Here is a 23,464-nt window from a genome sequence, read left to right on the forward strand (position 1 = left end):
GCGGTATGGTCGAGGCGCCGTGAGCGCGCGAAGATGTCCGGAGGAGTGCGATGAAACGTGGACTGATCGGCGGCGGAGTGCTCGCCGTCTTCTGGTTCCTCTGCGGCTGGGTGCCGTACGCCCTGTCTGCGGCCGGCGGAAGTTTGGGGACCTTGGGACAGTTCATTCCATCCCCTATGGCCCGCGGGGTGTTCGGAAGCCCGGTCCTGTGGGCGGTCATCGTTCAGGTCCTGATGGGAGTCGCCCTCATCGCCGGGTTCGCGGTGCTCGCTTCCCTGCTCTCCGCAGGTCGGTTCAGCTTCGCCGCGAACTGGCTTGCCGCGGTCCTGGCGGCGTTCGCGATCGGCGCTGCACTGGACCTCGGAAACTTCTTCTCCTGGGTCGGCAGCTTCGGGGTCCGTGGCGCCGCCGGCACCATGGGCGCCGCGCCGTTGACGACGTTGTGGGCGGTGCTGGTGGGGTGGTTCCCTGCGCTCGCTGCTGCCCGCTGGGGCCGCTCGCGCGATTCCTCCGAGGCACCGTCTTCCCGGCGTGCGGGCGTGAAGGCGACGGCTGCTCTGGCGCTGGTCGCGGTCGTCGCGCTGGTCGGTCTTCCGCTCGCTTCGCTGGCCGGCGGCAACGCGACGCAGGAGCGGTTGCGCGAAGAGGCGGCGGCAGCACAGGAGCAGGCGGATCCGGATGGTGCGGCCTTCCCCGACCCGGATGCAGCCGGAGAGGAGGTTCCGACCGCGGCGCCCTCTGACGGGAGGGCGCCGGAAGGCGCGTGCACGTCGGCCAACACGACGATCCTCGCACCGGCGCCGGATGCGGCAACTGGGCATCGAGGTCAGTGGATCTCGCTCGTGAACGTCTCTGCGGAGCCGTGCACTGTGGAAGGCTACGCGGATATTGCGTACGGAGATCAGAACGGACATGCCCTCGACGTGACTGTCGAGCACGGCGGGTCTTTCATGGCGCAGGACCCTGGTGCCGCACCCGTCACTCTCCAGCCCGGGGAGTCGGCCTTCGCCGTGATCGGGTGGGATGCGAACTCGGTGAACGGGCAGCTTGCGGCGAACAGCCAGTGGATCGCGGTCACGCCAGGAGAGGAACGGCTCTCCTGGGATATCTCGCTGGACATCGTCCCCGGCGCGACGGTGTCTGTCACGGCGTGGCAGGCCGAGGTGCCCGCGGGCAGCTGACGCCGCCGTCAGCTGGAGGGCATCTGCGCACCGCGGGGTTCGGTCATGGCCTGTCGAACGGAAGTCGTGATCTCGTGCTCGATCTGCAGCGAGAGACTACGTCTCGTACTCGGTGATCTCGATCCGCACCCCTGATGAGTTCCCTATCAGTACACCCTTCGGCAGGGACTCCCACGTGGACCAGCGAGCGCGGACCATGGATCCATGCCACCCACGTCGTCCCCGAGCACGTCCCGTCGCCTGTTGCCCTCGTTGCTTCTGCTCCTGACGGTGTTCGGACCGATCTCGATGGACCTGTACCTCCCAGCCCTGCCGGCGCTGACCTCGGAGCTCGGAGCCGTCACCTCGGTGGCTCAGCTGACGGTGACGGCGTGCCTCATCGGGCTCGCGGCAGGGCAGCTGCTCGCAGGCCCGCTGTCCGACCGGTTCGGACGTCGAGGGATCCTGCTCATCGGGATCGTGGCTTACATTCTCACCTCGCTGCTGTGTGCGCTCAGCCCATCGATCGAGCTGCTCATCCTCGCCCGCCTCGTACAGGGTCTCGCCGGAGGCGTCGGGATCGTCATCGCCACCGCGGCCGGCCGCGACGTCTTCGAGGGCAAGGCTCTCATCCGCTTCTACGGTCGGCTCACCGTGATCGGAGGGTTTGCCGCCATCGTCGGACCCCTCCTCGGCGGTGTGTTGAACACTTTCACTGATTGGCGCGGGCTGTTCGTCTTCCTCGCTGCCATCGGCGTGGTCATCCTCGTCATCACCCTGCTCGTGTTCGGGGAGACCCTTCCGGCAGAGCAACGCACCGGCGGCGGGTTCAGCCAGACGATCCGGGCGTACCGCACGCTTCTGAGCGACCGCGTGTTCCTCGGCGCGGTGCTGAACCAGGGTTTTCTCTACGCTGCACTGTTCGCGTATCTCGCGGGTTCGACGTTCGTGCTGCAGGACATCTACGGACTCACCCCCCAGTGGTACGCGGCAGCTTTCGGGCTCAATTCCGCAGGGCACATGATCTTCGGATACGTCGCTGGCCGCTCGGCGGAACGTTGGAGCATTCCGGGCACTCTCGCGGTCGGCGTCGTGGTGACCGGGGTGGGAGCCGGGGGGCTCCTCGTCGCCGGGTTGACGCCGATGCCGTTGTGGACCGTCATCGTCTCCCTGTTCGCGCTGTCGAGCGGCGTCGCGATCACCGCACCCCCGGCGACAACCCTCGCGCTGTCCGACTATCCGCAGATGGCCGGGACCGCATTGTCTCTGCTCGGCATGGTGCGCTTCGGGTTCGGCGGGATCGCCGCGCCGTTCGTCGGGATTGCCGGAGCGCTCAGCATCCTGCCACTCGGTATCACCACCGTCGTCACCGTGCTCCTCGCAGCGGCCGCCTGCCTCCTCCTGGTGCGTCGGCCGGCTCACGCCACCCGCTCCCTGCACACGGATGCCCCGCCGCACAACACCCCCGTTGCGTGATCGAAAGGAGAAGTCCATGCCAAGCAGACTCCACGCGTTCGCCGGGGTCGCGCTGCTGACGTGTGTCATCACCGCATGCGTCCCGACGCCGGCTGCCCCACACGAGGCCTCGCCTGCTCCGACGCCCTCGACGAGCCACGTTCCGGCCCGTGAAACACCCGCGACGACAGCCGTCCCCGAACAGGAACAGGTCGCGGGGACGGTTGTGCGCTTCGCGTCTGACCGCACCAGCGTCGACGTGACCATCGGCGAGGACAGTCCAGGCGTCCGCGACTTCCTCTCGCTCCTGCCGCTCGAACTGACGATCGAGGAGTTTGCCGGTGCGGAGAAGATCGCCTACCTTCCCCGCGAGCTCAACTACGAGGGCTCACCCGGCTCGGACCCCGAGGACGGCGACCTGATCTATTTCACTCCGTGGGGGAACCTCGGGTTCTACTACGACACGACCGGCGTCGGGTATTCCGACGCCACTCTGCACATCGGCACCTACACCGCCACGGAGGAGCAGCTCTCCCTCCTCGAAGGCGGCCCCGTCAGCATCACCGTCGTCGACTGACACTCGACCGCGAATCGAACGGAGTCGCTCCCGACGCAGGAATTCGGAGCCATCGAGGTCCTGACCTACAACCCGCTGCCGCAGAAGGAGTTTCTCCGCCCCGTCCTCAAGGCCACACCCGAAGATCTCATCGGCGCGGCCGAGTTCTCGATCTGCGCTCCCGTTGCCGTCGTGCACCAGGTCGTGCAGGGCATGCGATTCCTGGGAGCCGGGCCCATCCTGTTCAGCAACGGTGGTAGCGCGGTTCGCCCTCATGCGTCGTACGAGAACTCACAACAGTTCTCGAAACCTTCGTGGAGGGGCTGACGGGAATCGAACCCGCGCTATCTGCTTGGGAAGCAGAAGTTCTGCCATTGAACTACAGCCCCGTACCGGCATCCGAAGAAGCAGGTATCGGCAAGCCTACCCGGCGCGGGCGTCATCGCCAAAGCACCGCGCACTAGGCTGTTGCCGTGCTTCTCAGCGATCGCGACATCACCGCAGAACTCGCCTCCGGCCGAATCGGACTCGACCCGCACGATCCGGCGATGGTGCAGCCGTCGAGCGTCGACGTGCGCCTGGACCGGTACTTCCGGTTGTTCGACAACCACAAGTATCCGTTCATCGATCCCTCAGAGGATCAGCCGGAGCTCACTCGCCTGATCGAGGTCGCCCCCGACGAGCCGTTCATCCTGCACCCCGGTGAATTCGCGCTCGGTGCGACGTTCGAGCAGGTCTCCCTGCCGGACGACGTCGCCGCTCGCCTGGAGGGCAAATCCTCGCTCGGCCGCCTCGGACTCATCACGCACTCCACGGCCGGCTTCATCGACCCCGGGTTCACGGGGCACGTGACCCTCGAGCTCGCCAACGTCGCGACGCTGCCCATCAAGCTGTGGCCGGGCATGAAGATCGGCCAGCTCTGCTTCTTCCGCCTGACCTCGCCGGCCGAGAACCCCTACGGCTCCGGCCCGTACGGCAACCGCTACCAGGGACAGCGCGGACCGACGGCATCCCGCTCGTTCCAGAACTTCCACCGCACGGATGTCGGGGTCACCGACCTCGGTTCGACCGGCGGTTGACTCCAGACGCAGCGAGAGGGCAGAAACGCACAGTCGCGCAGACGCGCACCGTGCATTCCTGCCCTCTCGTGTGAGCCGGGGACGGATGCCGCGGCATCCGCCCCCCGTCAGCTCAACGCCACGGGCTCCAACCGTCGTCACCCGACAGATACGCCTCGCGCGTGAACGCGGCGGCCTCCTCGTCCGTCAGCTGAGGGCGACCCGGATCCTCGCCGACGACCGCACCTGGTCCGGTGTTGGCGTACTCGCGGAAGAAGTCCTCCTGCCAGCTCCATCCGCTCATGTCCGACCACGCGGGCGTGCGCACGTGCGCTCCGAGCTCGGAGTCGCGCACGACCATCGCCGGGTCGACGTTCGGGTTGCTGCTCGGGTGCCACGGGCGTCCGAGTGACACGGTGCCGGCCGCGGCATCCGAGGTGAAGACCGAATCCACGAACAGGAAGCCCTTGCCGCCGGGTACGGTCGCGGGTGCTGCGACGTACCCGTTGTTCGTGGTCGACGCCCGATCGAGCGACCGGATCTCGGAGTCCTCGACGACGAGCGTCCCGCCGCCGTAGATGAAGTCGACATCTCCCTCGACGTACGAGTCCGTCATCCAGACCCGCGACGGCTGGGTCTTCGAGATCGGGTCGACCAGGAACGTGTCCTGGTTGCCGAGCAGCCGCACGCCGTCGAGCACCGTGCGGTCGGCCGCCGTGCGCAGCGCCAGCGCCTGACTTCCGCCGTTCACCGCCTCGTCGTAGGCGTTCTCGATCGTGATGTCGCGCAGGGTGACGTCGTCCGCCAGCACCGAGAGCACGGGCGAACCGGTGTGCCCCCACGTCCCGCCGTAGAACTTCGCCTGGCCGGCCGCGATGTCGTAACTGATCACGACATCGGATGCTTCGCCGGTCGAACTGCGGATCGTCAGGTCGTCGGCATCGGGCCAGATCCGCACGACCTCGCGGTAGACACCGGGGGAGACGATGATCTCGACCGGGTGCTTCGCGCGCGATGCCGCGCCCACCGCCGCGCTCACGCTGGCGTAGTCGCCGGTGCCGTCCAGGGCGACCGTGACCCTCTTCTTGACCTTCTCGTCCTTGCCGAGCGGTCCGCTGCCGGCGTCGACGATCGTGACGACATCGGCTGTGGCATCCGGAGTGTAGGAGTAGTACGACGTCGGGTCGAACGTCGGACCCGTGTTGTCCTTGCGCCCCCGGATGTTCGTGAAGGTGTTGTTGCGCGACTCGACCCTCGACTCGGGATCCTTCGCGACGATCGCGTCCTCGCCGTTCTCGTAGACGCTGGACTCGATCACGAGCTGCGCGGCACCCCGCGACATCGTGCCGTAGTGCGCCTGTCCCTCGAACCAGTTGTTGTAGAGGTGGCCCGCCGCCACGTTGTCGATGCTCGCGTTGCGCTGGTACGTGTTCGAGAACGCGTTGTGGTGCATCGTGATCGTGGTGACGACGTTGCTCGTCCAGCCGACGCCGACCGTCTTGTTGTGGTCGTGGAAGGAGTTCCACGACAGCGTCACCGCGGTCGAGTCCTTGCGCACATCGACGAGCCCGTCGCCGAGGCGCGTGAACTCGTTGTGGTCGATCCAGACGTGCGATGAGGTGTCGACGCGGATGCCGTCGTTGTCGTTGTCCTCGCTCTTGCCGTCCCAGTCGCCGGCGACGTACGAGTCGCGGAACGTGAGGTTGCGCACGATCACGTTCGACACCTTGTTCAGGAAGAGCCCGCCGCCGACGAGCTCGGCGTCCCGTCCGGCACCGGCGATCGTCTTGTCGGAGGCGACGGTGATCTGCGAGCCGAACGGCTCGACGTCGAGGCTGCCCTTGACGAGGATCGTCAGCGGCTCCTCGAGCGCGGCGTACTCGGCGAGCTCGGCGGCATCGTCGGCCACGACCACCCGGCCATCCGCACCACCGGTGGTCCCGTTCGGCAGGTCATCGCTCGGCGTCGACGCGAAGCCGGTCGCCACCGGAGACCACACCGGCCCGTCGGCGGTCGTCGTGTCGGGTGCTCCGATCCGATCGAGGAGGCCTGCGCCGTCGAGGGTCGTGGGGAACTCGTCCGCGTGCGCGGGCGCCGCGATCAGCGTCAGGGCGAGCAGCGGTGCGCCCGCGACGACGGCGACGCGGGTCAGGTTCTTGCGGTTCATCGGTTTGCTCCTTCCACGAGTGTGTCGCCGATCAGGACGACGTCGTCGAGAGTCGTTCCTGTCCCGGCATCCCGCAGCGCCAGTGCCTTCTTGGGTGCCGACACCTCCAGCGGGTTCTCGAGCGTGAGGCTCTGCAGGGTGACGTCATCGGCGAGGACGTTGACGGTCGGCCATTCGCTGCTCGACTTGTCGTATGTGATGACGACGTCCGCCGGGTCGCCAGTGGCGCCGACGATCGTCAGATGGTCGGCATCCGGCCAGATCGAGACGACCTCGCGATAGACGCCGGGCTGCACGACGATCTCGACCGGGTGCGCGCTGCGGGACGCCGCACCCACCGCCGCGTGCACCGACATGTAGTCGCCGCTGCCGTCCTGTGCGACCGTGATGCGGCGTTCGGCCTCATCGCTCGTGGAGTGCACGGGGCCGGCGCTCTTGGTGAGGATCTTCCGAACGCGGGATGCGGGGTCGGCCGTGTACGTGTAGTTCGCGGACGCGTCGAAGGTCGCTCCCGTATCGCGTGGCTGTTCGCCCCAGACGTTCTCGAAGATGTTGTCCTGCTGGAACACCGAGCCCTCGCCGATCAGCGGGTTGCGGGCGTCCTCGAACACGTTCCCCTCCACGACGAGCTGGGTCTCGGCGCCACGGGCGTTCATGCCGTACGAGCTCACGCCGGACAGCCAGTTGTTGTACACGTGACCGGCCGCGACGTTGTCGAGGCTGCCGTTGCGCTGGTGCACGTTCGAGAACCGGTTGTGGTGCAGCGTCAGCGTCGTCACGACGTTGTCGGTCCATCCGACGCCCAGCGTCTTGTTGTGATCGCGGAAGTAGTTCCAGGATGCCGTGACGGCGGTCGAGTCCTTGCGGATGTCGAGCTGGCCGTCGCCGAGACGCTCGAACTCGTTGTGGTCGACCCAGACGTGGTGCGACGTGTCGATGCGGATGCCGTCGTTGTCGTTCTCCGGAGACTTGCCGTCCCAGTCGGCTCCGATGAAGGAGTCGCGGAACGTCAGGTTGCGGATGATCACGTTCGAGACGCGGTCGACGAACAGCCCGCCGTTGACGATCTCGCCGCCGTCGGCCGCACCGGCGATGGTCTTGTCGGCTGCGACCTTGATCATGCTGCCGTCGCCGACGTCGATGGTGCCGTCGACGAGGATGGTCAACGGCTCGGCGGATGCCGCGGCGGCGACGAGTTCTGCGGGTTCGTCGACGGTGACGGTTTCGCCCCCCGCACCGCCGGTCGTGCCGTTCGGCAGGTCGGCGGTCGGAGTCGATGCGAATCCGGTCGCTGTCGGGGACCATACCGGGCCGTCGGCGGTCCTGGTGTTCGGTGCGCCGATCTGAGCGAGCAGGTCGGCGCCGTTCGGCGTCTGCGCGACGGCGGCGGACGGGACGAACGCGCTCAGCGCGAGCAGCGGAGCGCCGACGATCGCGGCTGCGGCGACGTATCGTCGACCGCGGTTCCGCGAAGCAGCGGGTGGAGAATCCAGCGAAATGGGCGCGCCGGAATGCGGGGGCTTGAAGGACATCATCGTTCCTCTCGCAGGTGGAGACCGGTGTGGGGAACCGGTTTCTGAACCCTATTCAGGAAATGTTGTTGATGTCAACCTATTTACGGAAGACCCGCGAGACTTACTTTGCGAGGTGAGACCGAGTTGGGCTGACTGGGCCTCACCCCGCACCGTAAGTCTCGCGGAGCTGCCCTGCCTGGCGTCCGGCACCCGCGCCGCACCTGTTCCGACATCCGCCCCGCATGTGTTCCGACACCCGCCCCGCACCGAACGGGAGGGGATCACACGAACGGGAGGGGCGAATGCGCGATATCGGTCCTCCCGTTCGGACGTTCTCCTCCCGTTCGGGCGACCGAGATGGCGTCCGGCGCGGGATGCTCCCCGCGGGTGACCTCCTCGACGACGACGTCGAGCACGTCGTCGTCCGACAGGATGCGGTTGTGGCCGAGGCCGGATGGTCGCAGCATCCGCGAGCGACCGGCGTGGGCCCGGTGCAGGCGCACGGAATCGGCATCCGGGAGGCCTTGATCGTCCCGACTGTGCACGACGAGCAGGCGAGTTCCGTAGGGGAGCGGTTGGGCGGCCGTGTCGAAGCGCTCGATGACGGATGCCGGTGTCTCGCCGATCCGAGCCGCGAACAGGCGCGCCAAGCGATCCCTCGCGGCGTCGCTCAGAGCGACCATCTGCGCGAACCGGTCGACCATCGCCATCGGGCCCGCTGCTCCCGAGATCGTGACGACGAGCGGGGTCGGAGCGAACGTGCGCGCGGCCGTGAGGCAGGCGACCGCGCCGACCGAATGCCCGACGATCGCATCGAACGGGCCGAAGCGCAGCTGCAGCCCCTCGATCGCGGCCATCCAGTCGCGGATGTCGGTGCTGCGGCCGCCCGACGCGCCATGTGCGGGTGCGTCGAACGACACCACGCGGAGGCCGGCCGCGACGAGCTCGCGCACGAGCGGGGCGAACTGGGTGGCCCGCCCCATCCAGCCGTGGATCACGAGCACGGTGCGCGGGCCATCGCCCCAGCGATAGGTCACGACGTCTCTGCCGCGCACGCGCAGCAGCTCGCGACGAGCGGCGAGATCGGTGGGTCGATCCTGATCGCGCAGCGCCATGCGCGGTCGGGTGCGGAAGAACAGGACATACGCGATCCGGCCCGCGAGGGCGGGGGAGATCGTGTCGGCGGTGCGGAGTGCGGTGCGGACGAAGGTGGCGGAGCGCGGCATGTCTTCCTCGATTCCGAATTAATACGAACGATCGTACGTAGAGTATACGAACGGTCGTGCGTAAACTAGAGGCATGTCGGATCAGGTGGTGGACGGGCGCCGGGCACGAGGGGACGCCTCGCGGCGCAGTGTGCTGTCTCGGGCCACGGATCTCGCGTCCGTCGACGGTCTCGACGGGCTCACGATCGGACGCCTCGCCGCGATGTCGGGGCACAGCAAGAGCAGCATCGCAACGCTGTTCGGCAGCAAGCAGTCCCTGCAGCTGGCGACGATCGCCGCGGCCCGCCAGGTGTTCATGGCCACGATCGTCGAGCCGTCGCGCGACGAACCCCGCGGTGTGCGTCGGGTGGCGACGCTCATGCGTCGGGCTCTGGACTACTCCCGCGACCGTGTCTTCACGGGCGGATGCTTCTTCGCCGCCACCTCCGCCGACATCGACTCCAAGCCGGGACCGGTCCGCGACGCCGTGCGCGCCGCCCAGTCCGACTGGTACGGCTACGTCGCCGCGCAGTTGCGATACGCCGTCGAGGGCGGCGAGCTGGAGGAGGGGTCGGATGCCGAGGCGATCGCCTTCGTCCTCATCGCGCTCGACGAGCACGCGAACAGCCGATCGCTGCTCTTCGGTGACGACGACGCTTACGACCGGGCGGCCGGCGCCATGCGGCAGCAGCTGCTCACGGTCGGAGCGGATCCGGAGCTGCTGACCGCTCTGGCGTGATCACCCGCTTCGATCGATGGCGCGGCAGGTGCCCCCGCGCGAAACCACCGCGCGGCATAGGATCAGAGCGTGAGCGGCGATATGGGGAATCCGGAAGTCCCGCGCGACGACGAGGCGCGTGCCTTTCCGCCGCCCCCGCCGCCGGCGCAGGGGCCGACGCCGACCGACGGTGCCGCCGCCGACGACGTCCCCGGCGTGTCCGTGACGCCCGCTGAAGAGACGGATGCTGGTGTGGCCCCCGCCGCGATGCCGGATGACCTCGAGGTGAGCGCCGTTCTCGCGATGGCGCGCGTGGACGATCTCGACATCCCGCCGGCCGACATCGCCGTTCCCGACTTCACGATCCCGGATCCGCCGGAGATCCCGCCGCTCGACCCCACGGCCGCCGTGCTGCTCGAGGACGAGAAGGCGGCAGTGTCCACCGACGTTCCGCCGCCCGCGACCCGCTCCGAACTGCGCGCGCGCACGACCGCGGGTGAGTCCGCGGCGGGCCAGGCTCCTTTCGAGGGCGGGAATGCCGTCCCCGAATCGGCATCCGACCCTGCGCCGGCGGCCGCATCCGAGACGCCCGCATCCGACCCGAGCCGGCCCCACGAATCAGCAGGCGCGTCAGCACCGGCTCCCGGACTCCCCGCGGCGTCGCCGGTCTCCGGAACACCCGGCGTACCGCCTGCCCCCGGGTCGCCGACCGCACCACCGATCTTCGCCGCCGAGCAGCCGCCGGCCGCCTTCGCCCCCGCCGCGCCTTTCGGCCAGGCGACGGATACCTCGGCATCCGACCCCTCGAACCCGCGCGGCGGCGACACCTACCGCGGATGGCCGATCGTGGTCTTCATCGCGCTCGCGGCGTTGCTCATCGCCGCCGTGATCGGGATTCTCGTGCTCGTGAACAACCCGCCGTCGATCGCGGCATCCGGCGGCTCCGGCACGGGAATCCCCGAGCCTGTCACGGTCGACGAGGTCTCGGAATCCGGTTGCTCCGATCTGTGCGCGGAGATCTCGACTGCCGTGAAGAGCACGATCACTGGTCGTGGCGGGGTCGTGTGGACGACGGACGAGGACTGGCAGGATGCCGCAGCGCCGGTGGCCTCGGCATCCGGTGCGACGTCGGCGAGCTTCACGTCGACGGCCGGAGAGCTCCGGTTGTCCGTCATCGCGTTCGCGGACGACGACGTCGTTGCCGCGGCCGGAGAGGAGCTCGCCGCACAGCGCAGCGAGCCGCTGACGTCGGAGAGCTCGGTGTACGACGACGGCACCGGCACCAGCCGCATCTATGCGGATGGCGCCCAGCAGGCCATCATCTGGCACGTGCCGAGCGCGGATGCCGCGCCTCGACTGATGCTCATCGAGGGCCCGGACGACGAAGCCGTCTTCGACTTCTACCTCGCACTGCCCTTCTAGCCTCCACGCACCGCGAGACCTGCTCTGCGGCGTGAGACCGACCCTGTGCGGGTCGGTGTCAGCGTGGAAAGCAAGTCTCGCGGAGAGGTGCGAGCAGCGGGGTGGTCACCCGGCGGTGGTGCCGCGTTCGAACCCGGCGTCGAAGCCGCGCTCGTAGGCGTGCTGGGCCATCCGTGCGATACGACGGTGCGGGCCGCCGTGACCGTGACGGCCGCGACCGTCGTCGTGGGCGGAGTGTCCGTGGTCGCCGTGTGCACCGAAGTGCTGATCGGAGGCCGCGTGACCGCCGTACCCGCGACCGTGACCGTGGTCGGCAGGTGCGCCGTCGCTGTGCCAGGATCCGTTCCGGGTGCCGTGGAGGTCGTCGCGCGACGACCGGTCGTGTCCGTGATCGCCGTGCCACCGGCCGGAGCCGTGGTCGGCGAACCGTGAACCACCTCCGTCGAACTCGCGCGGCGCGGAACCAGGCCCGCGACGGTGGCCGCCGAGGGCCTCATGGGCTTCGACATGCTCACGGCAATGGGGGCCGGCGTGTTCGCCGAAGCGGCGTCCGTGCCGATGTCCGTGCCCGTCGTGATCGTGATCGTGATCGTCGGGCGCGCGGTGGCCGGCGAACGGGCCGAATCCGTGCGCGTGCCGACGGCTGTGCCCGCCGTGTCGGCGGCGCCCTTCGTGTCCGCGGCGCCTGCGCGGCAGCGGGGCGTTCTCGTCCCAGCCGAGCGCTCGCGCGATCGCCGTCAGGCTCGCGATGGTCGTCGCGTAGTCCTCGGGGCTCACAGCCCCGGCGACCGTGGCGCGGATGCCGTCGACGATGGCTCCGAGCCGCTCCTTGGCGGCGCGTCCGTCGTCGGTCAGCTCCCACGCGTCCTCGGCGGAGCTGATCCAGCCGAGCTCGATCAGGCGACCGAGCTTGCGGTCGTCGATCGGTCGTCCGGTGGGGACGCTGCCGTCGACGGCGTTGAGCAGCCGCCAGTCGCGGCGTGTGATGCCCTCGTTCTCGAAGGCACGGGCGAACTCTGCGGCGAGGAGCCGATCGGTCGCGGTGAGCCAGTAGCCGAACGGGCGTTCTTCCCGTGATGTGTTCTGCGTGTTCATGGGGATGTCCTTTTGTTTGTCACTGTGCATGTATATGTAGTGTGACATGCAATCCCAACGTATGTCAAATAGCATGTAAAATCAGATGCGTGAGCTCACCCGACCCAGCCGACGACATCGCCGAAGCACTCGCGCGCCTGCGCGGCCGGCGCCCGCATGGACACGGCCACCACGGCGGGCCGCACGGCCATCACGGCGGACCGCACCCCGGCCGCCCAGGCCCCTGGGGCGCGGGTCCCGGCGGGCGCTTCGCCGCCCCGGCCTGGATGCGGATGCTGGAGGCGCTCGCCGCGGCATCCGCACCGCTCAGCGTGAGCGAGCTCGCCGAGGCCGTCGGCGTCGATCAGCCGCGCGCTTCGCGACTGGTGCAGCAGGGAGTCGAGCGCGGGTTCGTCCAGCGCGAGGCCGACCCCGAGGATGCCCGTCGTACCCGCATCGCGCTGACGGATGCCGGCATCCGCGTCGCCCGCGGAGCCAAGGGCGAGCGCCGTCAGGCCCTGTCGACGGCGCTCGAAGCGTTCACGGAGGCCGAACGCACCGAGCTCGCCCGACTCCTCAACAAACTCGCCGACAACTGGAACGTCTGAGTCAGGACGCCCGACGCTCCGGCACCGGAAGCAGCAGCAGGAACCCGATCAGCAGCACGATGACGATGCCGAGGATGCCGAACTTCGTCTGAGCGGTCAGCACGATCAGGGCGGTCCACGCGGCCGAGGCCATCCAGCTCGCGGCGCGTCCGGTGGTCGCGTAGAGGCCGAAGATCTCGCCTTCGCGGCCGGCCGGCGTGACCCGCGCGAGGAACGACCGCGAGGCCGACTGCGCCGGTCCGACGAAGGCGCACAGCAGCAGGCCGCCGATCCAGAACACGATGGCACCGATCTCGGAGAGGAAGAACACGGCCAGGCCCGCGACGACCATCGACGCGAGCGAGAAGAGGATGATCCGCTTGGCGCCGAACCGGTCGTCCAGTCGACCGGCGAGGATCGTCGAGACGCCCGCGATGAGGTTCGCCGCGATGCCGAAGATCACCAGCTGCAGGAAATCGAAGTCGAACACCTGCCCGGCGATGATGGCCCCGAACGCGAACACACCGCCCAGCCCGTCGCGGAACACCGCGCTCGCCAGCAGGAACCAGAACGTGGGCCGCGTCTCCGGCGCGCGATACAGCCCGACGACGTCCTTCACGAGCAGAACGTAAGAACGGAAGAACCCGACCTTGCGCTCCGGCCGCCCCAGCGACGGCTCCGGCACGTTCAGGAAGATCGGGATGCTGAAGGCGATCGCCCAGATCGCGCAGCCGACCGCGATGATCCGGAACGGGAGCCCCGATTCCGTCGGCAGCCCGAACCAGTCGAACGTGAAGAAGACGACCACGAGCACGAGCGCGACGATCCCGCCGATGTAGCCGAAGCCCCATCCGAGCCCCGAGATGCGTCCGATGGTCTTCGGGTTCGCGATCCCGATCAGCATGGCGTTCGAGTTGACCGCCGCGATCTCGCCGAACACGCTGCCGGCCGAGATCAGCGCCACGCCGAGCCAGAACAGCGCCGGCGTCGGCTCGACGAACCACAGCCCGAACATGCAGGCGATCAGCGCTCCGGTGCCGATTCCGAGCCAGAGCTTCTGGCGCCCCGCGGCATCCGCCCGCTGTCCGAGCACCGGAGCGAAGACGAGGATCGCGAGTCCGGCGATCGTGGAGCCGAGCCCGAGACCGCTGGCGAGATCAGCCTCGGCTGCGAGGTAGGCGGGGTCCTTGTCGCCGAGGGCCGCGATGTCGGCCGGGAGGAACTGCTCGGTCGTCAGATACAGCGCCGTGAAGATGAAGGTCAGGATGACGGTGTTGAACGGCTGCGTCGCCCAGTCCCATAGGGCCCAGGAGTACACCTGCTTCTTCGGAGCGGGGGTGTCGCCGCGCAGCTCCAGCCCGATCACTCCGACGGCGCCGCTGTTCGCGGTGGGCGGCGGGACGGGCGTCTCATCCGACGAGCTCATGTCTCGAAGTCTGGCCGCGTCCGGTGAACACGAGGTTGCGGCGCGCCGTGGCGGCTTCCGTGCGCGCTCACTCGAACGACACGGCGACGAGCTCGGCGAACAGCGCCTCGGCATCCGCCTCGACCCGATGCCGGGCGAACCAGTCGCAGACGTTGACGCAATCGCGGTGCAGCAGATCGAATCCCTGCGGGTTCGCGATGACGTCGACGATCTGGGGCAGGTCGATCACGCGCACGCGGCCCTCGTGCACGAGCAGGTTGTACGGCGAGAGGTCGCCATGCGCGAACCCGGCCGCGGCGAAGACGTGCATGAGGTCGACGACCTGGCGGAACAGGTCGGTCAGCTCGTCCCGGTCGCCGCGCACCTGCGCGAGTCGTGGCGCCGCCACGGAACCTGTTCCGACGAACTCCATGAGCACCTCGGTGCCGTTCACCTGCACGGGGTACGGCACCGGAGCTCCGAGCTCCCACGCGCGGCACAGAGCCTCGAACTCGGCGAACGACCACTCAGCCGCCGCGACCTCCCGGCCGTAGAGCGACTTCTTCTCGGTCGCGCGCGCGTCGCGGGATCTGCGCGTGCGCCGCCCCTCGGTATAGATGCTCGAGCGGTGGAACGTGCGGTGCTGCGATGTGCGGTAGCGCTTGGCCGCGAGCAGCGTTCGCTGCGATGGATCGTCCGGCACGGCGCGCTCGATGAGGAAGACATCCGCCTCCTTGCCGGTTTTCAGGATGCCGAGCTCGGTGTCGAGGGCGCCGGCGCTCGTCACGACCCAGGACGGCCGCGGTTCGGGGCCGCGCTCGGACGGGGTGACGGCAGGCCAGGTGGTCCAGCGCTGGTTCTCGCCGGGCTCGACGTCGGCGAAAGCGAGAGAGATGTCGAAGGGGGATGCGTCCGTGGACGCGAAGGGATCAGACACGATGGTTGCTCCGGGGAGGGGAGACCACGCGCGGATCAGGAGCGGGCGGCCTCGAGGGGAAGGTTCTGGTCGGAAGAGGGCACGACGACGACAGCAGTCATGGCTTGCTCCTTCCGCTGATTCCTTCCGGGGACGTCCCGGCGCGGAGTCGAGCATATCCGGACGCCGGGCCGCCGTCCAGCCCCGGACGATCGGTCGGATGCCGCGGACGACCGATCGGGTGCGGGCACCGGCATCCTGCGAGGGTGGAGACATGACCACGACCGCCCCCGTCCCCACCGTCCCCCCGGTCGCCGCAGCCGAGCGCATGCGCTACGGCGGGCCGCTCATGCTCATGCTCATGAGCTTCCTGCTCGTCACGGCGGAGTTCCTGCCCAACGGGATGCTGACCGAGATGGCGGACGGGCTCGGCATCACGCCGGGGCAGGCGGGGCAGACCGTGACCGTGACCGCTCTCGTGGGATTCATCGTCGCCCCGACGGTCGGTCTGATCTTCCCGCGGCTGGATCGGCGGAGCCTCCTGGTCTGGATGGCGCTCGCCGCCGCTGCATCCAACCTCATCGTCGCGATCGCGCCCAACCTGGTGCTCGTGCTGCTCGCGCGATTCCTGTTGGGCGCAGCCATCAGCGCGTTCTGGTCGATGTCGATCACGGTCGCCGCCCGGATTGCGGGGCCGGAGCGCATCGGCCGTGCCGTCATGTTCACGACGGCCGGGACGTCGCTGGCGACCGTCGCGGGTGTTCCGATCGGCGTCATGCTCAGCGAAGTCCTCGACTGGCGCGCGGTGTTCGCGCTCGCCGGGATCGTCACCGCTGTGCTGGCCATCGGCCTGCGGACCCTTCTGCCCTCGGTGCCGGCCGCTCAGGCATCCAGCCTCCGCATCCTCGTCGACACGATCCGCCGACCCGGCGTCGGGCTCGGCCTCACCGGACACGTCCTCGTCGTGCTCGGTCACTTCCTCGCGTACACCTACATCCGCCTCGCCCTGGAGCGGGTGCCGGATGTGGATGCCGGGACCATCGTCCTCCTGCTCGCTCTGTTCGGTGCCGGCGGCCTGATCGGCAACCTCGTGATCGGACTCATCGTCGACCGGACGTTCGCCGTCTTCGCTGTCGTCGGCCCCGTCTCGATCGCGGCGGCCGTGTTCGCCACGATCCTGCTCCCCGGGTCCGTCGCCGCGATTGGGGTGGCGGTGTTCGTGTGGGGCTTCTTCTTCGCCTCCTGGCTGATCGTCGTGAACACCTGGGTCGGACACCGGATGCCGGATCGTCTCGAAGCGGGCGGCAGCCTGGTGGTCGTCGGGTTCCAGGGCGCGATCATGCTCGCGGCCGGTGTCGGCGGCATCCTCGTCGATGCTCTCGGAGTCGAACTGAACTACGTCATCGGCGCGGCGATCCTCGTGCTCGGGGCCGTGCTGTTCGGGGCGTCGAACCGCGTGCGCGGCTGACTCATACCCGGGTCTCCTAGGCTGGAATCACCCCACCCGAGGAGACCCGTGTTCCGTGCACCCGCCCGCCTTTTCCGCGTCCTGGCGATCGCCGAGGCGATCACCTGGACGATCCTGATCGCCGCGCTCATCGCTCGAGCCCTCGGTGCGCCGGGGATCGTGGTGACGATCGGCGGAGGCATCCACGGGTTCGTGTTCCTCGCGTACGGCGCGACGGCGATCCTCGTCGCGCTCAACCAGCGCTGGCACGTCGGCGTCGCGGTGCTGGCGGTCGTCAGTGCGGTGATCCCGTACGCGACGATCCCGACCGAGATCTGGCTGCACCGTTCGGGTCGCCTGCGCGGCGACTGGCGGCTCGAGGCCGGTGATGATCCGCGCGATGCGCGCTGGTACGACCGGCTGATGCGCTGGTTCCTGCGGCGCCCGTGGGTGCTCGCGGGACTGCTCGTCCTCGCGATCGTCGCGCTCTACGTGATCCTGCTGCTGGTCGGCCCGCCCGGCGGGCGCTGATGATCAGGCGGGGATCGCAGTGCGCCCCTGCAGACGCCACAGCGACGGCGTCACACCGGTGTGCCGGCGGAACGCGCGGCTGAAGCCCTCGTCCGACGCGTAACCGAGCTCGCGGGAGGTCTCGGAGACACTGCGGCCCGCATCCAGCAGCTCCTTGGCCTGACGCATCCGCACGTCTGTGACGTAACTCGCCGGCGATTGGCCGACGGCGGCGCGGAAGCGCTCGGCGAACACCGACCGCGACATCGCGCCGACACTGGCGAGCAGGTCGACGGTCCAGTCGCGCCCCGGTTCGGAGTGGATCGCATCGACCACCCGGTCGAGGAAGGGGTCGCCCGCCCTGGACGGCCAGCCCTGCGGCGCGCAGCCGTTCTGCGCCCAGGCGCGGATCACGCTGAGCAGCACGGTCGTGACCATCATCCGGCAGATGAGCGGGTCGCCCGAACGCAGTCCGTGCAGGTCCGGATCGACGGGGCCGAGATTGGCGGCCAGCGCGGCGGCGGCCGGTTCGAGTTCGGCGAATCCCGTGACGAAAACGAAACCCGGGATGCCGTCGACGGCATCCGAATCGAGTTCCAGGTCGGCGGTCATCAGGCGTGCACCGGAGGTCGACTCCAGGACGATCGGCCGGTGCCCCATGCTGAGGAACGCATCGCCGGCGAGCAGCGTGCGCGGGCCGCGGGCGGTTCCGGTGGACCCGCCGGGGACATCGAGCGTGCAGCTGGTGTCGAGCACGACGTCGCCGGTGATCTCGCCCTCGACGACGTATGCGAGCGTGACCTGTCCGGCTGGCAGCGGCAGCAGCCCGCCTTGGGCGAGCGTGGTGCGGCGTGCGAAACCGAGTCGGACATCGAAGGAGGAGAGCACCTCCGCCAGGCGAGCAGGATCGACAGTCGTCATGTGTGAGTGCAACCCCTGGTGAGCGGGTGCTATTCCGGATCGGCGGGTTCTCCCGGTCGCACTTGGCGCCGCTCTAGCACTGCCGGCATCCATTCCCGTCGCCACTGGCGTCGTCCTTGCCGGCGCCGCTTGTTCCCGTCGCACTTGGTGCCGCCATGGCACGGCCGGCATCCGTTCCCGTCGCAGTTGGTGCCGTTCCGATTGCCGCGAAGCGGCGTGAACTGCGACGGGGACGATGGCCCGGCGTGCCGATGCGGCGTGAACTGCGACGGGAATGATGGCCCGGCGTGCCGATGCGGCGTGAACTGCGACGGGAATGGTGGCCCGGCGTGCCGATGCGGCGCGAACTGCGACCGGAATGCGACCCTGGCGGCGCCCGCGGCGGGGTCAGGCCGCAGGCAACCGGGGAATCGCCGAGACCAGCGTGCGCGCGTACTCGGTCCGTGGAGCGCTCAGGATGCCGCGCGTCGGCCCCTCCTCGACCACACGGCCGTCGCGGAGCACGATCGTCCGCTCGCACAGCGCCGCTACCGCGCTCAGATCGTGCGACACCATGACGAGCGCCAGACCGGTCTCGGCGCGGAGCGTGCGCAGCAGGTCGATCACCTGGATGCGCGTGGTGACGTCGAGCGCGCTCACCGGCTCATCCGCGAGCAGCACCCGCGGCTTCGACACGATCGCGCGCGCGATCGCGATGCGCTGCCGTTGCCCGCCGGAGAACTCGTGCGGGTACCGCCCCAGCACCTCGGCGTCGAGGCCCACCGAGCGGACGGCATCCGCCACCGCGACCCGCGCGTCGGCTCCGCGAGCGATGCCGAGCGAGCGCAACGGCTCGCCCACGATGCGATCGATCCGCTGGCGGGGGTCGAGTGACGAGTACGGGTCCTGGAAGACCGTCTGCACGTCGCCGCGGAACCGCCGCATGAGCGCACGATCGCGACGGTTCAGCGGCTGCCCGTCGAAGAGCACCTCGCCCTCGTGGGGCGCGGCCAGCCCGAGCAGCAGCGAGAAGATCGTCGACTTGCCCGCCCCCGACTCGCCGACCAGACCGACGGCCTCGCCCTCGGCCACCTGCAGCGAGGCGTCGTCGACGACCGTGCGCTGCCCGTAGGCGAAGCGCGCGTTCCGCAGCTCGAGAATGGTCATCGCCCGCTCCCTTCCGACCCGCCGGATGCCGCGGGATCGTCGAGCGCGGCATCCAGGGCCCTGGCGCTCGCGACCAGCGCCGTCGTGTACGGACCCTGCGGCGCCGAGATGATCTGCGAGATCTCGCCCTGCTCCACCGCTCGCCCGCGCTGCATCACGACCACCCGGTCGGTCATGCGGGCGACCACCGCGAGGTCGTGGCTGATGAACAGCAGCGCCATGTCGCGCTCGGCGACGAGACGGTCGAGCAGCGTGAGGATCTCGTCCTGCACAGTGACGTCGAGCGCGGTGGTCGGCTCGTCGGCGATGAGGAGCTTCGGATGCCCGGCCAGCGCGATCGCCGTCGCGACCCGCTGCCGCTGTCCGCCGGACAACTCGTGCGGATACGCGCGGGCGATGCGTTCGTCCGGCAGCGACACATCGGCCAGGGCGGTGTGCACGGCATCCTGCAGCTCCTGGCCGCGCAGCCCGAGGTGGCGGCGCATGGGCTCGGCGATCTGACGACCCACGCGCATGAGCGGATCGAGCGCGGTCAGGGGCTCCTGGAAGAGCAGGGCGGCGACGGGGCCGCGGAGCGGTCGCAGCGCACGGTCCGCCGCGCCGATCACCTCGGTGCCGTCGAGCCGGACGGATCCGGATGCCGAGAGACCCGCACCCAGCAACCCGGTGGCCGCGAGTGAGGTGACCGACTTGCCCGAACCGGACTCGCCGATGATGCCGACGCGTTCGCCGGCGGCGACCGTGAACGACACGTCGTCGACGACGCGGCGGCCGCCGGCCGTCACCGTGAGTCCGGCGATCTCGAGAAGGCTCAACGCGTCCTCCTGCGGGTCGGATCGGCGAAGTCGCGGAGCCCGTCGGCGACGAAGTTCACGCCGAGCACGAGCACGACCAAGGCGATCCCCGGCGCGATCGCGCCGACCGGGGCGGTGAGCACTGTGCCCTGTGCCTCCTGCAGCAGCCGGCCCCACGACGCGTTGGGCGGCGGAGCGCCGAGCCCGAGGTACGACAGGCTCGCCTCGGCGAGGACCGCCGCGCCGAACTGCAGCGCGAGGCTCACGCTCAGCGTGGGCCAGATGTTGGGCAGCACGTGGAACGCCACGATCCCGGGCCACCGCGTACCGCTCGTCCTGGCCGCGGTGATGAACTGCTCGTGCAGCACCCGGTGCGCGAGGATGCGCGTGAGCCGCGCGATGACCGCCGACATCGCCAGCCCGATCGCGAGGATCGCCGACCACAGCGACGCCCCCTGCACGGCGACGACGAGCATCGCCAGCAGCAGCACGGGGAAGGCGATGATGACGTCCAGCGCCGCCGACATCGAGTCGTCCACCCACGGACGGGCGAACGCCGCGATGAGGCCGATCGTGATCCCCAGCACGGCCGCCAGTGCGACCGAACCGATCCCGACGATGAGGGCGATGCGCGCGCCGATCATGAGCTGCGTGAACAGATCGCGGCCGAGCTTGTCCGTGCCCAGCAGGTGCGCACCGCTCGGTCCTTCGAGCCGTCCGCCGCTGATGTCGCTCGGCGCGTAGGGCAGCCACAGCAGCGACACGACGGCGAGCAGCACGATGAGTCCGGTCAGGCACAGCCCGATCACGAGGGTCGCGCGGCTGCCGCCGCGGCGCCGGGGCGCGGCATCCTCGATCTGCTCCACGATGCCCGTCATCGCGCACCCGCCACTCGTGCGCGCAGCCGAGGATCGATGAGCCGCTGGACGATGTCGGCCAGGAAGCCGACGAGGAGGACGAACAGGGTCGAGACGACGAGCACGCCCTGGATGTTTGCGAAGTCGTGCTGTTCGATGCCGGTCAGCAGCATGCTGCCGAGCCCCGGAAGCGTGAAGACGCTCTCGACGACGACCGCACCCAGCAGCGTCGTCGACAGTTCGATGCCGAGGACGGCGATGACCGGCACGGCGCCGTTGCGGAGTCCGTGGCGCAGCAGCGCTTCGCCGAGGCCGGCGCCGCCGGCGCGGGCGGTGCGCAGGTAGTCGCTGCCGAGCACGTCGAGAGTGGCGGCGCGGACGTACCGCGACAACGACGCGCTCATGACGATCGCGACTGTGAGGACCGGCAGCGCCAGCGAGCGCAGCGCATCGGCCGGGTCCTCCCAGTCGTCGCGCGGGAAGCCGCCGGAGGGCAGAACCCCGAGTCCGAGTGCGAACACCCACACCAGCAGGATGCCGACCCAGAACACCGGCACCGCGATGCCGAGCTGCGCGAAACCGGAGAGCACCGTGCCGTACCAGGTGTCGGCCTTCACTGCGGCGGTGATGCCGATCACGAGCGACAGCAGCAGCGCCAGGATGAAGGCGAGGAGCGTCAGCGGCAGGGTGATCTGGAGGCGGGCCGCGATCTCGGGGCCCACGGGCAGCGTGCTGATGTACGACTCGCCCAGGTCGAATCGCAGCATCTGGCCCGCCCACAGCGCGAACTGTTCGAAGAGCGGTCGGTCCGAGCCCACCTGCGCGCGCGCCGCGGCGATCTGCTCGGGCGTCGCATCCACCGAGAGCAGCGCGTTCGCCGGGTCGCCTGGAAGCAGTCGGAGCAGCACGAAGATCACCATCATGGCGACGACGAGCGACACCACGAGGAACGCGGAGCGGCGGAGCAGATACGTGAGCATTTCAGGCATGGGGATCGCGGGGCGGATGCTTCAGCATCCCACCCCGCGATCGGAAAGGGTCAGGACTTGACGATGTCGTAGGCGAAGAACTGCGAGTTCAGGCCGTTGACCGGGTATCCGCTGAGCTCGCTCGAGGCGACGACGATCTGCGGGTAGAGGTAGAGCCAGACGCTCGCGGCATCCGCGGCGATCTTCTCGTTCACCTGCTTCAGAAGGGCGGTCTGCTCGTCCGTGGTCGCCGCCTGCTCGGCCTCAGCGACCCACTGCTGCACCTGGGCGTCGTCGTACCCCCAGTAGAAGTCGGGGTTGCCGTACCAGACCACGTCTCGGTCGTTGACGTGCTCCTGCAGCGTCGCCTCGAAGTCGCGCTCCTGGAATACCTTCGTGTACCACTCGTCCGCGCTGATGGTGTTGATGTTCACCGTGATGCCGACCTCGGCCAGCTGCGACTGCAGGAACTCGGCGACGACCGGGTGCGGGTCGTAGCTCGGAGTGTCGAGGGTGAACTCGAATCCGTCCGGATAGCCGGCCTCGGCGAGCTGCTGCTTCGCGAGGTCGACGTCGTAGGGGTTGACGTCCGTGAGGTCCTCGTACCAGGGGTCGGTCGGCGGGACCATCGAACCGATCAGGGTGCCGTAGTCGCCCCAGATCGAGGTGAGCAGCTTCTCGGTGTCGATGGCCGAGTACACGGCCTTGCGCACCAGGGCGTTGTCGAACGGCGCGACGCGATCGTTGAACGCGAGCAGCTCCTTCGTCGTCGATGTGCCCTCGCTGATCGTGTAGTCGTCGTTCGAGGCGAACTGCTCGAGGGCATCAGGGCTCTGGATGCTGGTGATCACATCGATCTCGCCGGTGAGCAGGGCGTTGTTCTGCGCCGTCGCCTCGGTGAAGTAGGTGAAGACGACCTCGCCGTTCGCGGCCGGCTCGCCCCAGTAGTCGTCCCAGCGGGTCAGGGTCAGCGTGCTGCCCTGCTTCCACTCCTCGAGCGTGTACGGACCGGTGCCGTCCTCGGTGGTGGTGAGATCCTCGGCGTCCGCATTGATGATCCAGATGTATGCGAGGTTGTACAGGAACGAGATCGAGCGCTGAGAAAGCGTGAAGACGACCGTGGTGTCGTCGGGGGTCTCGATGCCGGAGATCACGGAGAACGCCGACTTGCGGGCGGACTTCGAGTCCTCAGCGGTGACCGCCTCGACGCTGGCCTTGACGTCGGCCGAAGTCAGCTGCTTGCCGGAATGGAAGGTCACGTCGTCGCGAAGCGTGATCGTGTACGTCAGGCCGTCCTCGCTGACCTCTTCGCTCGCGGCGAGCAGGGGCTCGACCTCGCCGTCGTCGGTGAGCTTGTACAGCCCCTCGTAGACGTTGCCGTTGAAGGCCTCGGTCACGCCCTGGCCGCCGCCCTGGGTGTTGCTCAGGTTCTGCGGCTCGTACAGCGAGCCGATGGCGATGGTGGCGTCGGCGGCATCCTCCGCGGACGGCGTGCTCGATGAGCAGCCGGCGAGGACGAGGGCCGCGCCGACGATGGTCGCCGCGAGGGCGAGCGGAGTCTTCACAGGGGGTCTCCTGGGTTCG

General features: G+C 69.1%; 21 protein-coding genes and 1 tRNA gene. 9 read left to right on the forward strand and 13 right to left on the reverse strand.

The features are described from left to right. Window positions 1–50 precede the first annotated feature (50 nt). The 3 genes from M2317_RS08930 to M2317_RS08940 all read left to right on the forward strand — a co-directional run bounded on the left by M2317_RS08930 (window position 51) and on the right by M2317_RS08940 (window position 3,192). Window positions 51–1,181, forward strand: coding sequence for a DUF4232 domain-containing protein (locus tag M2317_RS08930; protein ID WP_429459313.1), 1,131 nt, complete (start codon window positions 51–53; stop codon window positions 1,179–1,181). Window positions 1,182–1,385: 204 nt separating this feature from the next. Continuing rightward, on the forward strand, window positions 1,386–2,636 hold the full coding sequence (locus M2317_RS08935; RefSeq protein ID WP_429459315.1) for a multidrug effflux MFS transporter: 1,251 nt from the start codon (window positions 1,386–1,388) through the stop codon (window positions 2,634–2,636). A 16-nt stretch (window positions 2,637–2,652) separates the two neighbouring features. Beyond that, window positions 2,653–3,192 carry a cyclophilin-like fold protein gene (locus M2317_RS08940; RefSeq protein ID WP_429459316.1) on the forward strand — a complete coding sequence of 180 codons (540 nt, stop codon included), beginning with the start codon at window positions 2,653–2,655 and terminating at the stop codon, window positions 3,190–3,192. Between the two features lie 294 nt (window positions 3,193–3,486). On the opposite strand, the gene M2317_RS08945 is transcribed toward M2317_RS08940, so the two are convergent. Beyond that, window positions 3,487–3,560 (reverse strand) — tRNA-Gly (locus tag M2317_RS08945). Between the two features lie 84 nt (window positions 3,561–3,644). Here M2317_RS08945 and dcd point away from each other — a divergent pair. Further along, the gene (gene dcd / locus M2317_RS08950) at window positions 3,645–4,250 is read left to right on the forward strand and encodes a dCTP deaminase (protein WP_429459318.1); all 606 of its coding nucleotides are present in this window, start codon (window positions 3,645–3,647) and stop codon (window positions 4,248–4,250) included. Window positions 4,251–4,362: 112 nt separating this feature from the next. Here dcd and M2317_RS08955 read toward each other — a convergent pair whose 3' ends face one another. From M2317_RS08955 to M2317_RS08965, 3 genes are all read right to left on the reverse strand, one after another. Then, complete coding sequence (locus tag M2317_RS08955) at window positions 4,363–6,396, reverse strand: pectinesterase family protein (RefSeq protein ID WP_429459320.1); 2,034 nt, start codon at window positions 6,394–6,396, stop codon at window positions 4,363–4,365. Beyond that, window positions 6,393–7,928 (reverse strand): pectinesterase family protein, encoded by a 1,536-nt coding sequence (locus M2317_RS08960; RefSeq protein ID WP_429459322.1) that lies wholly within the window; start codon window positions 7,926–7,928, stop codon window positions 6,393–6,395. Before M2317_RS08960 ends, M2317_RS08955 begins: the two co-directional genes overlap by 4 nt. 263 nt (window positions 7,929–8,191) lie before the next feature. Beyond that, entirely contained in the window at window positions 8,192–9,136 is a 945-nt protein-coding gene (locus M2317_RS08965; protein ID WP_429459324.1) for an alpha/beta fold hydrolase, read from the reverse strand. A gap of 73 nt (window positions 9,137–9,209) precedes the next feature. Between M2317_RS08965 and M2317_RS08970 the strand changes: the two genes are divergently transcribed. Both M2317_RS08970 and M2317_RS08975 read left to right on the forward strand, forming a co-directional pair. After that, complete coding sequence (locus tag M2317_RS08970) at window positions 9,210–9,854, forward strand: TetR family transcriptional regulator C-terminal domain-containing protein (RefSeq protein ID WP_429459326.1); 645 nt, start codon at window positions 9,210–9,212, stop codon at window positions 9,852–9,854. Between the two features lie 69 nt (window positions 9,855–9,923). Beyond that, on the forward strand, window positions 9,924–11,255 hold the full coding sequence (locus tag M2317_RS08975; RefSeq protein WP_429459327.1) for a hypothetical protein: 1,332 nt from the start codon (window positions 9,924–9,926) through the stop codon (window positions 11,253–11,255). Window positions 11,256–11,360: 105 nt separating this feature from the next. Here the strand turns inward: M2317_RS08975 and M2317_RS08980 are convergent, their stop codons facing one another. Continuing rightward, window positions 11,361–12,350 carry a MarR family winged helix-turn-helix transcriptional regulator gene (locus tag M2317_RS08980; protein WP_429459329.1) on the reverse strand — a complete coding sequence of 330 codons (990 nt, stop codon included), beginning with the start codon at window positions 12,348–12,350 and terminating at the stop codon, window positions 11,361–11,363. An 89-nt stretch (window positions 12,351–12,439) separates the two neighbouring features. Between M2317_RS08980 and M2317_RS08985 the strand changes: the two genes are divergently transcribed. Next, on the forward strand, window positions 12,440–12,937 hold the full coding sequence (locus tag M2317_RS08985; protein ID WP_429459331.1) for a MarR family winged helix-turn-helix transcriptional regulator: 498 nt from the start codon (window positions 12,440–12,442) through the stop codon (window positions 12,935–12,937). Between the two features lies 1 nt (window position 12,938). Here the strand turns inward: M2317_RS08985 and M2317_RS08990 are convergent, their stop codons facing one another. Both M2317_RS08990 and M2317_RS08995 read right to left on the reverse strand, forming a co-directional pair. Next, on the reverse strand, window positions 12,939–14,342 hold the full coding sequence (locus tag M2317_RS08990; protein ID WP_429459333.1) for an MFS transporter: 1,404 nt from the start codon (window positions 14,340–14,342) through the stop codon (window positions 12,939–12,941). 67 nt (window positions 14,343–14,409) lie between these two features. Beyond that, complete coding sequence (locus tag M2317_RS08995; protein ID WP_429459334.1) at window positions 14,410–15,258, reverse strand: serine protein kinase RIO; 849 nt, start codon at window positions 15,256–15,258, stop codon at window positions 14,410–14,412. 253 nt (window positions 15,259–15,511) lie between these two features. Between M2317_RS08995 and M2317_RS09000 the strand changes: the two genes are divergently transcribed. Together M2317_RS09000 and M2317_RS09005 are read left to right on the forward strand one after the other, a co-directional pair. Next, on the forward strand, window positions 15,512–16,705 hold the full coding sequence (locus tag M2317_RS09000; RefSeq protein WP_429459336.1) for an MFS transporter: 1,194 nt from the start codon (window positions 15,512–15,514) through the stop codon (window positions 16,703–16,705). A gap of 48 nt (window positions 16,706–16,753) precedes the next feature. Continuing rightward, entirely contained in the window at window positions 16,754–17,215 is a 462-nt protein-coding gene (locus M2317_RS09005; RefSeq protein WP_429459338.1) for a DUF3817 domain-containing protein, read from the forward strand. A 3-nt stretch (window positions 17,216–17,218) separates the two neighbouring features. Here M2317_RS09005 and M2317_RS09010 read toward each other — a convergent pair whose 3' ends face one another. The 6 genes from M2317_RS09010 to M2317_RS09035 form a co-directional block, all read right to left on the reverse strand. Then, complete coding sequence (locus M2317_RS09010; protein WP_429459340.1) at window positions 17,219–18,115, reverse strand: helix-turn-helix transcriptional regulator; 897 nt, start codon at window positions 18,113–18,115, stop codon at window positions 17,219–17,221. 387 nt (window positions 18,116–18,502) lie between these two features. Next, window positions 18,503–19,261, reverse strand: coding sequence for an ABC transporter ATP-binding protein (locus tag M2317_RS09015; RefSeq protein ID WP_429459341.1), 759 nt, complete (start codon window positions 19,259–19,261; stop codon window positions 18,503–18,505). Continuing rightward, a complete protein-coding gene (locus M2317_RS09020; protein ID WP_429459343.1) occupies window positions 19,258–20,076 on the reverse strand; it encodes an ATP-binding cassette domain-containing protein in 819 nt (272 codons plus the stop codon). The genes M2317_RS09015 and M2317_RS09020 overlap by 4 nt, the downstream gene beginning before the upstream one ends. After that, window positions 20,073–20,933 (reverse strand): ABC transporter permease, encoded by an 861-nt coding sequence (locus M2317_RS09025; RefSeq protein ID WP_429459345.1) that lies wholly within the window; start codon window positions 20,931–20,933, stop codon window positions 20,073–20,075. Before M2317_RS09025 ends, M2317_RS09020 begins: the two co-directional genes overlap by 4 nt. Further along, on the reverse strand, window positions 20,930–21,892 hold the full coding sequence (locus tag M2317_RS09030) for an ABC transporter permease (protein ID WP_429459571.1): 963 nt from the start codon (window positions 21,890–21,892) through the stop codon (window positions 20,930–20,932). The genes M2317_RS09025 and M2317_RS09030 overlap by 4 nt, the downstream gene beginning before the upstream one ends. Window positions 21,893–21,951: 59 nt before the next feature. Continuing rightward, window positions 21,952–23,445 carry an ABC transporter substrate-binding protein gene (locus tag M2317_RS09035; RefSeq protein ID WP_429459347.1) on the reverse strand — a complete coding sequence of 498 codons (1,494 nt, stop codon included), beginning with the start codon at window positions 23,443–23,445 and terminating at the stop codon, window positions 21,952–21,954. Window positions 23,446–23,464: the final 19 nt, after the last annotated feature.

Origin of the sequence: Microbacterium sp. ZKA21, assembly GCF_050434165.1 — a bacterium.
Lineage (GTDB): Bacteria > Actinomycetota > Actinomycetes > Actinomycetales > Microbacteriaceae > Microbacterium.

Excerpts from the sequence above, each read along its gene's own strand:
- M2317_RS08930 (WP_429459313.1), top strand. The coding sequence starts at position 51 with ATGAAACGTGGACTGATCGGCGGCGGAGTGCTCGCCGTCTTCTGGTTC.
- M2317_RS08935 (WP_429459315.1), top strand. The coding sequence starts at position 1,386 with ATGCCACCCACGTCGTCCCCGAGCACGTCCCGTCGCCTGTTGCCCTCG.
- M2317_RS08940 (WP_429459316.1), top strand. The coding sequence starts at position 2,653 with ATGCCAAGCAGACTCCACGCGTTCGCCGGGGTCGCGCTGCTGACGTGT.
- M2317_RS08955 (WP_429459320.1), bottom strand. The coding sequence starts at position 6,396 with ATGAACCGCAAGAACCTGACCCGCGTCGCCGTCGTCGCGGGCGCACCG.
- M2317_RS08960 (WP_429459322.1), bottom strand. The coding sequence starts at position 7,928 with ATGTCCTTCAAGCCCCCGCATTCCGGCGCGCCCATTTCGCTGGATTCT.
- M2317_RS08965 (WP_429459324.1), bottom strand. The coding sequence starts at position 9,136 with ATGCCGCGCTCCGCCACCTTCGTCCGCACCGCACTCCGCACCGCCGAC.
- M2317_RS08970 (WP_429459326.1), top strand. The coding sequence starts at position 9,210 with ATGTCGGATCAGGTGGTGGACGGGCGCCGGGCACGAGGGGACGCCTCG.
- M2317_RS08980 (WP_429459329.1), bottom strand. The coding sequence starts at position 12,350 with ATGAACACGCAGAACACATCACGGGAAGAACGCCCGTTCGGCTACTGG.
- M2317_RS08990 (WP_429459333.1), bottom strand. The coding sequence starts at position 14,342 with ATGAGCTCGTCGGATGAGACGCCCGTCCCGCCGCCCACCGCGAACAGC.
- M2317_RS09000 (WP_429459336.1), top strand. The coding sequence starts at position 15,512 with ATGACCACGACCGCCCCCGTCCCCACCGTCCCCCCGGTCGCCGCAGCC.
- M2317_RS09010 (WP_429459340.1), bottom strand. The coding sequence starts at position 18,115 with ATGACGACTGTCGATCCTGCTCGCCTGGCGGAGGTGCTCTCCTCCTTC.
- M2317_RS09015 (WP_429459341.1), bottom strand. The coding sequence starts at position 19,261 with ATGACCATTCTCGAGCTGCGGAACGCGCGCTTCGCCTACGGGCAGCGC.
- M2317_RS09025 (WP_429459345.1), bottom strand. The coding sequence starts at position 20,933 with ATGACGGGCATCGTGGAGCAGATCGAGGATGCCGCGCCCCGGCGCCGC.
- M2317_RS09030 (WP_429459571.1), bottom strand. The coding sequence starts at position 21,892 with ATGCTCACGTATCTGCTCCGCCGCTCCGCGTTCCTCGTGGTGTCGCTC.